This window comes from Serratia sp. K-E0102, from assembly GCF_029962625.1.
Classification (GTDB): Bacteria; Pseudomonadota; Gammaproteobacteria; order Enterobacterales; family Enterobacteriaceae; genus Serratia; species Serratia sarumanii.
The window spans coordinates 3,118,739-3,132,690 of the sequence record NZ_CP124754.1 but is presented as its reverse complement, the minus strand read 5'-3'; the positions used below and the strand labels follow the sequence as shown (position 1 = coordinate 3,132,690).

The window sequence follows — 13,952 nt, the reverse complement described above, 5'->3', positions numbered from 1 at the left end:
CCTGAGTCATAGGTTACCGGTCCGTATGGCTGCGAATCGCCCAAAATTCCATGTCCAGCCCCGGGAATTCGCCCGCCAGGTGCAGAGCGAAGGCGCTGGATTTTTCCATCTGTTTCCACAGGTCGCCGCCTTTTTCCAGCTCGAAGTAGGTGTAGCCGGCGTGATAGGGGATCTGGCGCGGCGCGGCGGGCATGGTGCGCAAACCGATGCCTGGCAGCTGCAGCTGCACCAAATCGCGGATGCGCGTGACCGGGGCGATCTTCATCTGCGCCGGGAAATGGGTCAGCAACACCTCGGCGGCCACGTCGGCGCGCACCGCCAGCACGAAGCCGAAGTCGCGCATCATTTTGGCGTCCTGCACGGTGGCGACGTTCAGCCCGTGGGAGCGTTCGACCAGCGTCAGCTGAATGGCGTTGTCTTCCAGCACCACCGACAGCCCCTGGCGCAGCAACAGCATCAGCTTGCCGAAGCACAGCGCCAGGTTGTCGTGGTCATACACCGGCAGACGGCCTTCCGGGGTGCGCTGCGCCGAGAAGCTGGCGAGCTCGGTGGCGAACTGCAGCCAATCGGCGAACAGGCGCTCCGGGTGCAGATGGTCGAGGTGGTAGGCGTGGCTCACCTGGCCGAGGTGGCGGTTGATCAGCTGCAGCAGCATGAAATCGACCATTTCGGAACTGCCGCCGCGGCCCGGCTGCAGCAGGCGCTGGCTCATCTGCTGGCTGCGCTGTTGCAGCAGGCCCTGCAGATCGTTGATGAAGGTTTTCAGTACCGGGTTGCCCTGGCAGTTCAGCATCGGTGGGATCTGCGCGGTATCGAGGCGCAGGCTGTTGTCGCCGCGTTTTTCCAGCACGCGGGTCACGCCGAGCGCCGTCCATTCGGCGTTGAGCTCGCTCTCCAGCATCAGCCGCAGGCGCAGGCGGCCAAACTGCAGCGCCGCGCTGCCCACCGAGACGGCGTTGAGATCGTCGACTTCGTTCTCGTAAGCCAGATAGCGCGCCAGCGCCTCCGGGCTTTCCTGAAAGATCACGTCTTCACGCCCCGCGCGGTAGGTCGGCAGGGCCAGCACCACGTTTTCACCGGTCTTGTTTTCGGCGATGGTCAGCGGCGCGGGCGCCTGCTGGGCGCCGGCGAAGCGAAACGGCGTGCCGTCCGGCATGATGCCGCTGGCGGCGTTGAGGGCAATCTTGCCCTGGCGCAGCAGCGTTTGGTCCAGATCCAGGGTGAGGAAACCCCAGAAACAGCCGCTGTGGGCCTGGCCCCAGTTGCGCATGTAGCCTTCGAGATAGTTTTCCGCCTGCTGGAAATGGTGGGGGCGCAAAAACATCCCCTCAGTCCAGACAACCTTATGAGCATCTTTCATCATCACACCTATAGTTACTTCGCTTCAGCGCAGCGGTAGGTCAGTCGACCTTTTTTACGGGGCGCAGGCCACTCACGCCCGCGACGATATGCGCTTCCAGCTCATCCGGCGAGAATTGCCATACCTTATAGAAATTGGTTTCGGTGGGTTCCGGCAGCGGCAGTGAAAGGCGCCAGGTTTTGCCGTCCAGATTTTGATATTCGGCGATCACGCCGATGTAGCGCGCATCCAACGCGCTTTGCCCACCGAGTTTTTTGCCGCTCTGGCCCGGCGTCAGGAAGAACTGATCGCTGTCCAGCAGGCTGTTGCCGAGCACGCTTTTGGCGTCGTTTTGCAGACTGAAGAAGTCGGCATCCATGAATTCCGCATCCGAACGCAGCAGCAGCACGCGAATTTTTATCGGCGCCGGTTGCGCGCCGGCGGCGGCGTTGACCTGGCGATCGGCATCGAACACCAGGCTGTAACGCGACGGCACGCTTTTGGCGGAAGACATGCAGCCGCCGAGCGCCAACGCGCCCAGCAGCAAAAACAGCATCCCGCACCAGCGGGAAGCGATAGGGGTCGTCATCATGGGAATCTCGTCGCCCGCAGGCGTGCTGACTACTGGAGGATCCAGGTGGCTGAGCCGGCGTTTTTACACGCCTTGCTGTCGCCGCCGACTTTGACGCAGTCCTGTTTGGCGGCGCGCGCGCGGCGCGGCAGATCTTTGCGCAGCGTCGATTTGTAGCGCGCTTCCGGTACGCCGGCGTTGGCCTGGATGTAACCCACCAGGTCGCCGCCCCGGATGGCGGAGATCGCCAGCCAGTTGTTTTCCACTTCGCCCAGCGCGTAGAACGCGGCGGCGTTGTCCAGGCTGCCGACGGCGGTGCCGGTATAATTCGGGCTGCTCATGATGCTGGCGGCGTACAGGCTGCGGTACTCCTCACCGATCGGCTTGAACTGTTGCGGCGCGCTCACCGCGGCGCGGTGCTTTAGCGTGACGCCGTTGACCTCACTGCTGACGATGGCGTCGTTATTGAGCGCCGGCGGCGGTGGCGGCGGCGTGGAACAACCGGCAAGCGTCAGGGCGGTCAGCAGCGTCAGGGTAATCCGTGTTTTCACAATGTCCTCTTCTTGTTTAATGGCTGTGTAATAGGGCGCCGTCATCAGGGCGCAAGCAGCAACACTTTTAATTGGCTCGGCACGATGCGCATGCCGAGCGCGTTGGTGGAATTCTGCAGGCTGAGGCTGGTCAGCCGGGTGGCCGGGGTGCCTTTGAGCAGCACGGTAAAGGCGCCGGTCAGGTGGCGGGACGGCCCCATCACCGTCCCGGAAGCGACGCCGGTGGCCACGCCGGGGTTGTCGCCGTTGGTCAGCGGCGTAACCGTCGCCATGTTGTGCGCCGGGGTGCCGACGAACAGAATGTTGAACGCGTTCGGGATGGCGGTCGGCGCCAGGGCGATATCCGGGTAGGGCACGGGTACCGGCGCCGGGCTTGGCGTCAGACAGACGTCGGGAAACGCCAGGTCCACGCCGATCATTTGGCTGTTGGCAAACATAAAAGGCCTCCGCAGGTTATCCGACGTGGATTTGTTCCGAATCCAGCTTGGTGATGTCTTTTGAAGTAATGAGCGTGTTGCGGGCATGAATGCGGGCGTAATCTTCCGCCTGGTAATCCAGTTGCCCGGCGCGCACGTGCTCGGTCTGGCGCACTTTGCGGAACAGCGAATGGCTGATCTGGCTGACCGAATGCCACAGCGACTCGCAGCGTTTGCCGACCAGGCGGCTGATGCTGACGAAGGCCGACAGCTCTTCGCCGCTGTATTTCATCTTGTCGACCTGGCAGTCGCCGCTGTTCGCCTGCAGCGTCATGGCGTCGCCGCTCAGTTTCAGCGCCTGCGCGCCGTGCAGCGACAGCGAGCCGCTCGGCGTTTCAATGTGCAGATCGCCTGCAACGCTCAGCCGCGCCGCGCTTTGCGGTTCCGCACGTTCGAGGACGGCGATCGCCCACAGCTGGTGGCCGCAGCCGGCGACCAGCACGTTATCGCCGAGTGCCGGCGTCAGCAGGCAGCTCGCCGCCCGGCGGCAATGCCAGCCGCGGCCTTCGCACTCCACCACCAGACTGCCGTCCGGCAACAGGTTGACGACCTGGCCGGCGGCCTGCTGGGGCGGTGCGATGTTGACGGCGCGGGTTGTGTTGGCAACGCTCATGGTGATCCCCTCGTGAAGTGGTCAATGCATTCAGATTCGGCTCTGGCGCTGTGCGCTCCAGGTTTCGGCGGCGTACAGCTCTTCGTCGCGCTCGAGAATTCCGCTGCGATCGCCCCAGCGCGTTTGCTGCTGATGGGCGCGGTGCATGCGGGTGCGCATAAAGCGCGCGCGGCGGAAATCGGCGGCGCCGATGTCGGCATAACAAAAGTCGGCGTAGGTCAGGTCGCTGTCGCTGAAATCACAGCGCGCCGCGCGGCTGTGCTGGAATACGCATTGATACAGGCGCGCCTGGCTGAAGTTGGCGGCGTCCAACGTCGCTTCGCTGAAGATCGCCTGATCGAACTGCCCGCCGCGGCACTGCGCGTGGGTCAGATTGGCCTCCAGCCACAGCGACTGCTGCGCCTGCACGCCCGCCAGGTTGGCGCGCCGCAGCGAAGCGCCCTTGAAGTTGCTTTGACGCAGCGTCGCCTGGCTGAAATCGACGTCGTCCAGTTGGTTATCGGTAAACTGGCAGGCGATCAGGCGCTGCCCGGCGTAACTTTTGCCGCGGTGGTCACATTCGAAAAACGTGACGCGGTCGAAATCTGCCCCTTCAAACCTTGTGTCACGGAGATTTAATCGGAAGAACGTGACAAGAGATAACCGCGCCTGATTCAACGCAGCGCCGTCGAGCGGGCTTTCGTAAAAGGTGGTGCGATCGTGCTGAGTGGCGGAAAAATTCGCGCCGGCCAATTGGCATGACATCCAGTGGCTTTGGTTGAGCGCCAGCCGGCTGAAGTCGCCCTGTTCAAGCCGGCAGTCGTTGAACATCGTCAGTTCGATATGGCTCTCGCTGAAGCGGCCGCCCGACATGGCGCACTGGTTGAAGGCCGTTTGCTTCAGGTTCGCCCGTGCAAATTGCGCCTGTTCGAGCCGGCAATTGCTGAAGACGCTGTCGCGCAGATCGCAATCGGAGAAGTTCACGCCGTTCAGGTTCAGTTCGTTGAACATGCCGCCGGCCAAATCCATACCGGCGAATGACAGGCCGTGCAAATCCTCACCGGCAATCAGCTCGCCGCGTTTCACGCGCTGGCGTATTTGCTCTGGCTTTGAGGTCATACTTCCTTCCCGTTGTGGCGAGGCAATGTTTTCACCCTGGCGGTATAGGTGCCCTCGAGCCGGGTCGCCTGATCCACTTGCGACTGCGACAGGTCGGCCCGGAACAGATTGGCGCCCTGCAGGTCGGCGCCTGACAGCACGCATTTTTGCAGGATCGCCGCAATGAAATTGGCGTCGCGCAGGTTGGCGCGAGACAGATCGCTGCGAATGAACAGGCTGCCGCTGCCGTTGGCCTGACGGAAATCGGCGTCGTTCAACCGGGTTTCCGACAGGTCGCAATTATTGAGACGCGCACGGCTGAAATTGGCCCGCTGCAACGGCATCTGGCGTAAATTGCACTGGTTTAGCGTCGCGTCGCTGAAATCCGCCTGCGGCAGCAGCGTCTTTGCCGCAAAGGCGCAGGCCGTGAGGCGTGCGGCGCGGAAACTGAGGTTTTGCGTCTCGGTATCAACCCAGGCGCAGCTTTCAAGCCGCGCCCGATCGAAGTTCACCGCCTGCAAGCGGCATTTGACGAAGCTGACTTTGTCGAGCCGGGCGTGGCGGAATGTCAGCTGCTCCAACTGCAGCTCCATCAGCGTAATGTTGGCCAGCGTGGCGCGGCTGAAGTCACACTGCCCGAGCAAGGTTTCGTATCCCAGCAAATCGCGTAATGAGGCCATCGTGAAATCGCAGCGTTGAAACAACGTTTGCTGAATGTTGGTTTCGTGCAGCTGCGCGCCGCCGAAATCCGTCGCTTCGCATTTCGCCAGGGCCAAAGAGGCGTGGCTCAGATCGGCCTGCTGCAAGACGGCACCGCTGAGATCGGCGCGCGCCAGCATCGCCTCGCGAAGGTCGCAACCCACCAGTTGGGTTTGGCGCAGATTGGCGTTTTCCAGCAAAGCGCCGCGCAAGTTAGCCTGGCAGAGATCCATGCCGGACAGATCGGCGCCGGTGAGATCAAGACCGTTGAGATCCTTATCGCGCAGCATGGCGGCGGTGACGCGTTGGCGAATGATTTGCGCCAGATCGCCGCTTAAACGCAGCGCAGGGCTTTGCGCCTGTGCCGACATTAAATACATTTGGTGCAGCGCGCGCTCGCTTTCCCCCAGCTGTTTTTCGCTGAACGCGTCGGGATGCCGGCGCGCCTCCTGGAACAGCAGATCGCGCTGCTGCTGGTAGCTTTCCGCACCGGATGGCGGCACGTGATCCCCACCGGGATTGCGCGGATCGATACCCTCGGCTTGCGCCAGCTTGAGCATGTCCTGATACTGCGCCTCGGCCTGGCTTTCCAGACGCTCGACGAATTCGGCGAGTTGATCCAGCTTCGGCGGCGCGTCTTGCGACGGCAGCGGGAACAGTTCATCGATGTCCTGGCCTTCACGCAGCAGGCGCTGGCGGTGCTCTTCGCGCTGCCGGTGCTCGTAGGCGGCGATATTTTCCGCCATCGGGCTTTGCTGCGTCGGCGTTTCCGTATCCAGCCAGGCGCCGATGCACGCTTCCGGCAACAACTCTTGCTCACGAAACGCGTGCAGAACCCCCCGTTCCTTATCCAGCCGCTGGGTCAACACCTGCCGATAATGCGCGGTGGAGCGGGGCTCGCCTTCGATTTCCAAAGCCGGCATCAGCTGCATTACGTCGGCGGCATCGTCTTCATTGATGCGTGTGCTGCCCTGATAAATCAGCAGCATCTGTTCCCGATGCGGGAAGAACCAGACGGTGGTGTGGCGCATCGCGATTTCTTCGAAATGCGTTTCGTCGCCGCGCAGCCGGTTGATGAAACAGCGTGTGCGCCACGGCGGCAAATGACCTTGCTGCACCGGTTCTGAAGGGTGCATGTTCCAAATTCGATAGGCGGCGCGGGGCGGCAAACTGTCGCGTTGAGGAAACTGCTGATCGCTTTCCGCCATGTTGAACAGGCGCCAGTCGATATCGTTGGCGAAGCCGGGAAAGCCGTTTTTCAACCAGTCGGCGTCGTAGTTTTTACCGATGCGGGAGAAGCGGCGCGGCCAGGTGATATCCAACGCGTCAAAGCTCGCCGGTTGCGCGCTTTGCCGAGGAGACGCGAGGCGCCCCTGCAGCGGTTCAATATTGGGTAGGCGATGGATGCGGCCCTGCGGAAATGTTTCTGGAGTGGCGCCGATGCCGTGCGGATTATCGGCGAACTGGGTGCCGCCGTAAGCCCGGCGCCAGTCCAGACGCATTTCTGCAAAAGGGAGGGGAGTGGAGGGACGATCGTTGATCCAATGGCGATCGCCGAAAACCACCAGCGTTTTTTCCAGCGAATCCAGCTGGATCTTTACGGCGCAAGCGGTTTTGTCTTGTTGATGGTGGGTGTAGGCGTTACCGGTGGCGAGAAACTCCGCGCAGGCTTTGGGGATAGCCAAATCGAGCACGCCGCCGCTCAGCGTGAGTTCTTCGGCGGCCAACTGCCACAGCTCCGGTTCGGGGCGCAGGCGCGGGGAAGCCCCCATATCGGCCAAGGCCAAAACGGAAACGCCCAGATGGTTTTGCCCTTGCCAAGAGAAGGGGCGATGAAGCGCGCTGAGGCGCAGAGGTTTTACGACTTTCATTGTGTGTGTAAAGCTTCCTGTGGATATCAGCTGGCAGCCAGGCTGCTGCTCAAAAACAATCCGTTTTTCGGTTTAATAGATATCAGGCTATGTCACAACAGATGAAGAAAACGATGCGGCGTTCAGCGCCGATCGTTAATGCGGGGAGGGCCCCGCTTCGAAAGGGATGATCAAGAGGACAGTGCGCCGTCCTTCCCGTTTATTCCGCGAGCCAACAGCACGGCGGCGACGGACAATGCCGCAGCGATCGCCTTGGCGATAAATTGGCCGGCGCTCTCCAGGTGATAGGGGGCAAAAAATTCGACGTCGGCGGCGCCCAGAATCAGCAGCGCGGCGAGCGCCGCAAAACAGGGCAGCTCTATCACCAGCGCCAGTCTGCCGGTGGGCGCCGCACCCAGGTAACCCATCAAAAAGCCGGGCAAAATCAGGAACCCGATCAATTCTGCGGGGGCATTCACCGCAGACATCACCTGCTGGTTGTATTTCAGCAGCGCCAGCATCAGCGCGACAAAGATCAGCAACCGCGCAGGCAACGCGGCCGCTCGGCTGGCCGACAAAAAGGTTTTGCCGATCGCGGCGAGCAAGACGCAGCCAACCAGGATGCCAAAGAAGGTAAACAGGATTTGTCCCCAGAGGCTGTCCTGCGTCGAAAAGGCAATGAACGCGCCCATCGTGACTTTTCCTTATGCAAGGTGAGTTAGCGAACCGATGAACGATAAGCCGTTGGCAGAGCGTTGCAATCGGATCGCGTGATTGAAAGGAGCCTTTTCGCTCAAAGCCGGGAAAGCTCTTCGATCACCGCTTTTTTGGGGTTCTTCGGATCGTACTTGATCGCGGTGAAATGGCCCGGCTGATAACGCGGCAGATCCACGACGCTAATTGGGCCTTTCGCCACGGCCGTATGGTTTTTTCCGTCTTGGGCGATGTATTTGACTTCGACTTCGCAGACCGGCCGATTCCCGTCCCACAGGTTGGTCTGGCGAATGCTGACGATTTGCCCGGAGGCGGAAATACCGTTCTCCATCACGCTGAGGGAAGAACCGATATGTTTGAAATAACCCCAGATATCGACCGTGATGAATTTGAAAAAACCCACCAGGCTGAGGATAGGAGCCAATAAAATCAACCCGATAACGGTGAGAACATTTTTGGCCTTCGACATGGGAGTCCCTTTATAAAAAGATCGCCAGCGCCTTGGTGCTCAACCGTAAGGCGCCGTTGGTCACCAGCGCGCCAAGCTGAGTGAACGTCATGGGATCGTTACTGAGCTTGAAATTGGTTTTGCTGATCGCCAGCGGATTGTGCGAGATATCCAGCATCGTGTGTTTCAGGCTGGCTCCTGTCAACGCAAGATTGGAGCCGTAGAAGGCGAAGTTGGCCCCCGTCGCCACCCATTTCCAACCGTGGCAGTTATCTTTCCAGCTCGGTGTCTGCACCGACACGCCGTCCGCGCTGGTGATGTTGATCGTTTTCGCTTTGATGGTCAGCGTACCGGTGATCGTCGTGCTCTGATCGTTTTTGTAGGTCTCGGTGACATTCCCGGTGACGGTAGCGGTTTGGCCGCCGCCTTTAACCGTCAATTCCTGCCCGCCGGCGGTGATGGTGGTGTGCTGCCCGCCGGAGGTGATGTTGACCGTTTGCCCTTGCTTGATGGTGCTGGTTTGTTGCCCTTCGGTAATGTCGAGGGTCTGATTGCCCTTCACCGTGACGTGTTGGGTCTGCGTAATGTTTTGCGTCTGCGCGCCGTCAAGCTTGAAGGACTGATTGCCGGTGATGTCGATTTTATCGCCGCCGTCGATAATCGTCAGGTCGCGGCCGCCTTTGATGTTCACCGTCTGGTGGGCGTTCAGGTTGGCGGTTTCCAGCCCATCGACGGTGGTGGTGCGTTTCGCTTTGTACAGGAACGTGGCGTCGCCGGTGACGGTGTCGTCCTGCTTGCGGCCGATGGTGGTGGTGCGGCTGCCGTCAATATTGACGTTCTTGTCGTTTTCCACCGTCATGTTCATGTTGCGTTCGGCGTGCATGTCGAAAGATTCGTTGCCGGGCGAGTCTTCCAGGAACAGGAAGCTGGCGTTGTCGGCGCCGCCGCCTTTGCTGCGGCTCATAAAGCCCATTTTGGTGGCGTCGCCGGGCAGATCCCACGGCGGCATGCTGTCTTCGTTGTAAACGCGGCCGGTGATGATAGGGCGATCCGGATCGCCATTGATAAAGTCGACCACCACTTCTTCGCCCACGCGCGGGATCTGGATCCCGCCGTATTTCCAGCCGGCCCAGGCGCTGGAGACGCGCACCCAGCAGGAACTGGTTTCATTGCCGCTGCCGTGGCGATCCCAACGGAATTTGAGTTTCACCCGGCCATACTTATCGGTCCAGATGCTTTCGCCTTCCGGCCCCACCACTTCGGCAGTTTGCGGGCCGTGGGTTTTCGGCCAGGGCGTGATGCGCGCCGGGCGCCAATTGATGTCCGCCGGAACGACCTGAAATTCGGTACGCTGCTCGCCGACGTCGTTATCATTGCTGGCGTAGCTGTTTTCCTGCATGAAGTAATGCGCGCTGACCACCAGGTAGGCGCGGTTGTCCTCCATACGCGGCGCCTGGATCAGTTGAAAACGGTAGCCGGGCGCAATGCCCTGCGAACTGCCTTCGCCGCTCATCTGCTCGTGCTGCGCTTCGAACTCCTGCTGGCGAACCTTGACGTAAAACTGGCCGTGGGCGTGATCGGTATAACGCCCGGGCCAGTCGAACACCTCGGCTTTGTCCTGCGCGAACGAGGCGGGATTCTGCCGCGCCTCCAGCAACCGCGCGCGCGGCTTGCGAAAATCGTAGTCATCCAGGCTATACAGGCTGGGCGTGATGGCGTCCGAAACGCTCCAGCTGTTGATGCTGTCTTTGTTTTCCACCAGGCCGCCTTCCGCGAGCTGATAGGGAATGCTGGCGTAGCCGGCGAGTTCCTGATGCGCCGACGGCGCGTCAGCCAGCACCAGCGTATGGCCGTCTTGCTGGTGCGTGAAATAGTAATAGATGCCTTCGTGCTCCATCAGGCGACTGATGAAATCGAAATCGCTCTCCTGGTACTGCACGCAGTACCCCCAGATGCGGTAGTCGTAACTCAGGCGATTATCGATTTTCACCTGATACTGCCCCAGCACCTGAGTCAGGATGTCGGGAACGGTCTTTTCCTGGTAGATGCGGAAATCGCGGTTTTGCGTCAGATACCACAGCGTGGGGCGCAGCACGGCGCGGTAGATATAGTAACGGTTGCCGCCGGCTTCCCTTCCGGAGAGGGTCATGCGCGTGATATTGCCGTTGAGATAGCGCGGCGCCAGCGGATTGCCCCGCAGCTCCAACGTGATTTTTTGTCCCAGCAGCGCTTTCAGATCGAGCCGATTGTCGGGGCTGAGCAGCTCGACGTCGAACTCGAACAATCCGGCCAGTTTTTCCTCACCGGAAAGGCTTCGGAACAACAGCTGATGGGAGGGCAAAGGCGTGTGCGCAATGATAAGGCGATCCATACTATTCCCCGCTTTAGGCATAGCTACCGCACGAGAATTGACGCGCGATCCCGATGGCGTATCTGTCACGAATGGAGACAGGAACTGACGAAAGATTTAACAAAGTTTACACAAAGGCACGATTTGTGCAGTCTACAATAGAGCTCTGCATTTGCAAAATAGCCTTGTGGATCAATGCTCAATTCGTTAACTTGCTCACGATCTTGGTTTTAATCATCTAAAACATATACATGCGAGCAGATCATTTTTTATCTCAAATTATTGGGTAATTGGTAATACCAAAAAATAAATCTGTAACACTTAAGTCAACGTGCTTATAAAACAACTCTTTTTTTACGTAAAAAAAGTCACTGACTGTTTTTTATCCTTACCATTTGCCACTTAAAGATGATCAAATATATAAATTTCCCGAATGTTAATTCGGATGATTCCTATTTGGTAGGCGTGGAAAGCCCCCTCTGCAGGCCGTTGGTCGAGGGTTTGAACGGTTGATAATGCAGCAATTATTAATGTGGACAGGGAGCGAAGGAGATTTGGCTTATCAGGCCGCAGAGCCAGATTAAGGCCGGGTCGCGCTCTGCCGGCCGGCGATCGGCTCAATGGGGAAAGACGTGATGGCCAATTCGTCAGGCAGCGGGAGAATGCGTACGCGTTGCGCGTTTGCCGGCGGCGGCGCATCCGGGCAAGCCGAGCAGGGCGCTGGCGGCGAGGGTGGAAGCGGTGCGCACTATCGTGCAGGTGACGCTGACGGTAGAGGAGGATGTGAGATTCGGCGACGGTGCCGTGCATTAAAAGCAGGGCGTGGTGTACCACGCCCTGTTACCGGTTACTCGTCGGCGACGCGGATCACCAACTTGCCGAAGTTCTTGCCCTGCAGCAGGCCGATAAACGCCTGCGGCGCCTGCTCCAGCCCGTCGACGATGTCCTCGCGGAACTTGATTTTTCCCTGTTCGACCCAACTGCTCATTTGTTGCAAGAACTCGTCAAAGCGTGAGCCGTAGTCGTCGAAGATGATAAAGCCCTGCATACGGATGCGTTTGCGCAGGATCAGTCCCTCCAGCAGCGGCAAGCGGTCCGGCCCCGCAGGCAACCCGGTGGCATTGTAATGGGCGATGATGCCGCACACCGGAATGCGCGCTTTGGTGTTCAACAGCGGCAGTACGGCGTCGAACACCGCCCCGCCGACGTTTTCGTAATAGATGTCGATGCCTTTAGGGCAGGCGGCCGCCAGCTGTTCGGCAAAGTCAGGGGCGCGGTGATCGATGCAGGCGTCGAAACCCAACTCTTCCACCACATAGCGGCATTTTTCCGCCCCGCCGGCGATGCCGACGACGCGGCAGCCTTTCAGCTTACCGATTTGGCCGACCACCGAACCGACCGCCCCGCTGGCGGCGGCCACCACCAGCGTTTCTCCCGCCTGCGGTTGGCCGATGTCGAGCAGCCCCATGTAAGCGGTAAATCCCGGCATGCCCAGCACGCCCAGCAGGCGGGAAGGATGCGGCAGGTGCGGGCCGAGGTTGCGCAGGCCGCTGCCGTCAGACAGGGCGTAATCCTGCCAGCCGTCATAACCCAACACCCAATCGCCGACGTTGAAATCGGGATGCTGTGAAGCCGCTACGCGCGATACCGTGCCGCCCACCATCACCTGACCGATCTCCACCGGCGGCGCGTAGGAGGGGGCATCGCTCATGCGCCCGCGCATATAAGGATCCAGCGACAGATAAACGGTGCGCAGCACCAGCTGTCCGGCGCCGGGCTGCGGTGCGGGGACGGTATCGAGACGGAAGTTGGCCGCCGTCGGTTCACCGTGCGGACGCGCGGCCAGCAGGAAGCGGCGGTTCTGTTGAGAAGAAGGGGACATCGAAAGCTCCTTTGCGTTGCGACAAACAAGATGCGTTAAGCCTAGTCCAGGGGCGGCAAGGCAACGTTACCGAATGTGCTTAGCCTTAGAGCGGAACGATCAGCACGTCGATGTGGCTGATATTGATAAAGCGGGCGGCGGAACAGGAGACCTTATTCATCATGCCGTCGCGATGATTGCCGCAGATCAGCAGGTCGAACGGCTGACGGCGGCTGGCGTATTCCAGGCTGTCACCCAGCTCGCCGTGCACGATCAGCGCATCGGCGATCGGGTAACCGGCGCGTTGACGCAGTTCCTCCATAAACAGCCGGGTTTCCTCCTCCATCAACGAGCGCAAATCCCCCAGCATCGGCCCGGCGAAATTATTGTACATTTCCGGGTTGGCGAGGGTGCTTAACAAGGTGATGCTGCCGCCGTAAGGGCGGACGATGGAGACGGCTTTTTCCACCAGGCGGTGGCTGTCAGGGGCAACGGCGACGGTGACCAGAACGTTTTGATACCCCATATCCCACTCCTTGTTGTATCCATCGCATTCCAGGCTGCCGCATCGGCGGCCTGGGCGGAGGTACTGCGTCGGATAAAGGGTAGAGCCTGGCGGGGGGAATAAATGTGTTTCGCATCACGCGCGGCAATAAAAGCCGAATTTACCCCGGTTATATAGCAATAAAAGATAAAACCGTTGCCGCACGTAATTTCACTGAATTAAAGCACCTGCGCCCACAGCGTTTTCGGCACCTTGCCCAGATCGAACAATTTACCGGCAACCAGCTCGGCGCGACGGTGGTCGGCGGCGCGGTACATGTTGCTCATTTCTTTATCATTTTCAATGGAGTAGTTCAGTTTGTCGTACACCTTCTCCAGGCTGTCCAAAGAGGAGCATTTACGGAATGTCAGCAGATATTCGAGCGTATCGGTCATGATTAAAATATAGCCTGTTAATAGTTAAAGCCGGGTGAATAACACATCGGCGGCTCACGGCGACGCCGTCGAGGCAGCGATGTACGACCTGACAAAAATCATTTCAAGTAGATAAATTGCACCGGGTAATGATGTCACGCCGCACGTAGCGGCGCTTTGATAAATCATAATATGCCAATGCGCCGTCAGCAATCTCATCCTGCTGATAAACGGATAAATAGGGAAAGTCTCAGGGCCGCTGACGGCCGACGCGTCGTCGTTCTTGCCGTGCACAAGCTCGCGGCACCGCGCCAGGCCATCTTTTGCGGTGATTTTTTCACCGTCCGTGGTGCCGCTGCGGCATTGTGCGGTGTTTGTCGTCGTCGCTTGCGCTGAAAAGCCGTTTTTCTCGATGGGGAAATATGAAGAGTAAAACAAAACTGCGTTTTATTTTATGACAATGAAGTGATGAAAACGTAAGCCAT

14 protein-coding genes are annotated in these 13,952 nt (G+C 59.5%); all 14 read right to left on the bottom strand.

Translation table 11 applies throughout. The features are described 5' to 3' along the window. Nucleotides 1–13 precede the first annotated feature (13 nt). The 14 genes from tssK to SSARUM2_RS14975 all read right to left on the bottom strand — a co-directional run bounded on the left by tssK (nt 14) and on the right by SSARUM2_RS14975 (nt 13,905). The gene (gene tssK, locus SSARUM2_RS15040; protein WP_033638522.1) at nt 14–1,360 is read right to left on the bottom strand and encodes a type VI secretion system baseplate subunit TssK; all 1,347 of its coding nucleotides are present in this window, start codon (nt 1,358–1,360) and stop codon (nt 14–16) included. 40 nt (nt 1,361–1,400) lie between these two features. After that, nucleotides 1,401–1,931: a type VI secretion system lipoprotein TssJ gene (gene tssJ, locus SSARUM2_RS15035; RefSeq protein ID WP_050595943.1), complete on the bottom strand. Its 531-nt coding sequence runs from the start codon at nt 1,929–1,931 to the stop codon at nt 1,401–1,403. Between the two features lie 29 nt (nt 1,932–1,960). Continuing rightward, nucleotides 1,961–2,461, bottom strand: a complete 501-nt coding sequence (gene tagV, locus SSARUM2_RS15030; protein WP_033638520.1) for a type VI secretion system accessory protein TagV — start codon at nt 2,459–2,461, stop codon at nt 1,961–1,963. Between the two features lie 44 nt (nt 2,462–2,505). Beyond that, nucleotides 2,506–2,898 carry a DUF4150 domain-containing protein gene (locus SSARUM2_RS15025; RefSeq protein ID WP_004934933.1) on the bottom strand — a complete coding sequence of 131 codons (393 nt, stop codon included), beginning with the start codon at nt 2,896–2,898 and terminating at the stop codon, nt 2,506–2,508. Nucleotides 2,899–2,914: 16 nt separating this feature from the next. Then, nucleotides 2,915–3,550, bottom strand: coding sequence for a DUF3540 domain-containing protein (locus SSARUM2_RS15020; RefSeq protein ID WP_033653621.1), 636 nt, complete (start codon nt 3,548–3,550; stop codon nt 2,915–2,917). 30 nt (nt 3,551–3,580) lie between these two features. After that, complete coding sequence (locus SSARUM2_RS15015; RefSeq protein ID WP_033635019.1) at nt 3,581–4,648, bottom strand: pentapeptide repeat-containing protein; 1,068 nt, start codon at nt 4,646–4,648, stop codon at nt 3,581–3,583. Next, nucleotides 4,645–7,197: a DUF2169 domain-containing protein gene (locus SSARUM2_RS15010; RefSeq protein WP_049234714.1), complete on the bottom strand. Its 2,553-nt coding sequence runs from the start codon at nt 7,195–7,197 to the stop codon at nt 4,645–4,647. The genes SSARUM2_RS15015 and SSARUM2_RS15010 overlap by 4 nt, the downstream gene beginning before the upstream one ends. 170 nt (nt 7,198–7,367) lie before the next feature. Then, complete coding sequence (locus SSARUM2_RS15005) at nt 7,368–7,868, bottom strand: hypothetical protein (RefSeq protein WP_060452571.1); 501 nt, start codon at nt 7,866–7,868, stop codon at nt 7,368–7,370. Between the two features lie 101 nt (nt 7,869–7,969). Further along, complete coding sequence (locus SSARUM2_RS15000; protein ID WP_033647801.1) at nt 7,970–8,359, bottom strand: DUF3592 domain-containing protein; 390 nt, start codon at nt 8,357–8,359, stop codon at nt 7,970–7,972. Between the two features lie 10 nt (nt 8,360–8,369). Then, on the bottom strand, nt 8,370–10,709 hold the full coding sequence (tssI, locus tag SSARUM2_RS14995) for a type VI secretion system tip protein TssI/VgrG (RefSeq protein WP_033647800.1): 2,340 nt from the start codon (nt 10,707–10,709) through the stop codon (nt 8,370–8,372). Nucleotides 10,710–11,535: 826 nt separating this feature from the next. Continuing rightward, complete coding sequence (locus SSARUM2_RS14990; protein WP_060438541.1) at nt 11,536–12,570, bottom strand: NADP-dependent oxidoreductase; 1,035 nt, start codon at nt 12,568–12,570, stop codon at nt 11,536–11,538. 85 nt (nt 12,571–12,655) lie between these two features. Continuing rightward, on the bottom strand, nt 12,656–13,075 hold the full coding sequence (uspC, locus tag SSARUM2_RS14985; protein ID WP_033635011.1) for a universal stress protein UspC: 420 nt from the start codon (nt 13,073–13,075) through the stop codon (nt 12,656–12,658). A gap of 197 nt (nt 13,076–13,272) precedes the next feature. After that, nucleotides 13,273–13,488, bottom strand: coding sequence for a transcription modulator YdgT (gene ydgT / locus SSARUM2_RS14980; protein ID WP_033635010.1), 216 nt, complete (start codon nt 13,486–13,488; stop codon nt 13,273–13,275). 54 nt (nt 13,489–13,542) lie between these two features. Then, nucleotides 13,543–13,905 carry a hypothetical protein gene (locus SSARUM2_RS14975; protein ID WP_049194652.1) on the bottom strand — a complete coding sequence of 121 codons (363 nt, stop codon included), beginning with the start codon at nt 13,903–13,905 and terminating at the stop codon, nt 13,543–13,545. Nucleotides 13,906–13,952 lie beyond the last annotated feature (47 nt).

What these genes read in the sequence shown, in the direction of transcription:
- tssK (WP_033638522.1), bottom strand. Translation starts at nt 1,360, where the DNA reads ATGAAAGATGCTCATAAGGTTGTCTGGACTGAGGGGATGTTTTTGCGC.
- tssJ (WP_050595943.1), bottom strand. Translation starts at nt 1,931, where the DNA reads ATGATGACGACCCCTATCGCTTCCCGCTGGTGCGGGATGCTGTTTTTG.
- SSARUM2_RS15025 (WP_004934933.1), bottom strand. Translation starts at nt 2,898, where the DNA reads ATGTTTGCCAACAGCCAAATGATCGGCGTGGACCTGGCGTTTCCCGAC.
- SSARUM2_RS15020 (WP_033653621.1), bottom strand. Translation starts at nt 3,550, where the DNA reads ATGAGCGTTGCCAACACAACCCGCGCCGTCAACATCGCACCGCCCCAG.
- SSARUM2_RS15015 (WP_033635019.1), bottom strand. Translation starts at nt 4,648, where the DNA reads ATGACCTCAAAGCCAGAGCAAATACGCCAGCGCGTGAAACGCGGCGAG.
- SSARUM2_RS15010 (WP_049234714.1), bottom strand. Translation starts at nt 7,197, where the DNA reads ATGAAAGTCGTAAAACCTCTGCGCCTCAGCGCGCTTCATCGCCCCTTC.
- SSARUM2_RS15005 (WP_060452571.1), bottom strand. Translation starts at nt 7,868, where the DNA reads ATGGGCGCGTTCATTGCCTTTTCGACGCAGGACAGCCTCTGGGGACAA.
- SSARUM2_RS15000 (WP_033647801.1), bottom strand. Translation starts at nt 8,359, where the DNA reads ATGTCGAAGGCCAAAAATGTTCTCACCGTTATCGGGTTGATTTTATTG.
- tssI (WP_033647800.1), bottom strand. Translation starts at nt 10,709, where the DNA reads ATGGATCGCCTTATCATTGCGCACACGCCTTTGCCCTCCCATCAGCTG.
- SSARUM2_RS14990 (WP_060438541.1), bottom strand. Translation starts at nt 12,570, where the DNA reads ATGTCCCCTTCTTCTCAACAGAACCGCCGCTTCCTGCTGGCCGCGCGT.
- uspC (WP_033635011.1), bottom strand. Translation starts at nt 13,075, where the DNA reads ATGGGGTATCAAAACGTTCTGGTCACCGTCGCCGTTGCCCCTGACAGC.
- ydgT (WP_033635010.1), bottom strand. Translation starts at nt 13,488, where the DNA reads ATGACCGATACGCTCGAATATCTGCTGACATTCCGTAAATGCTCCTCT.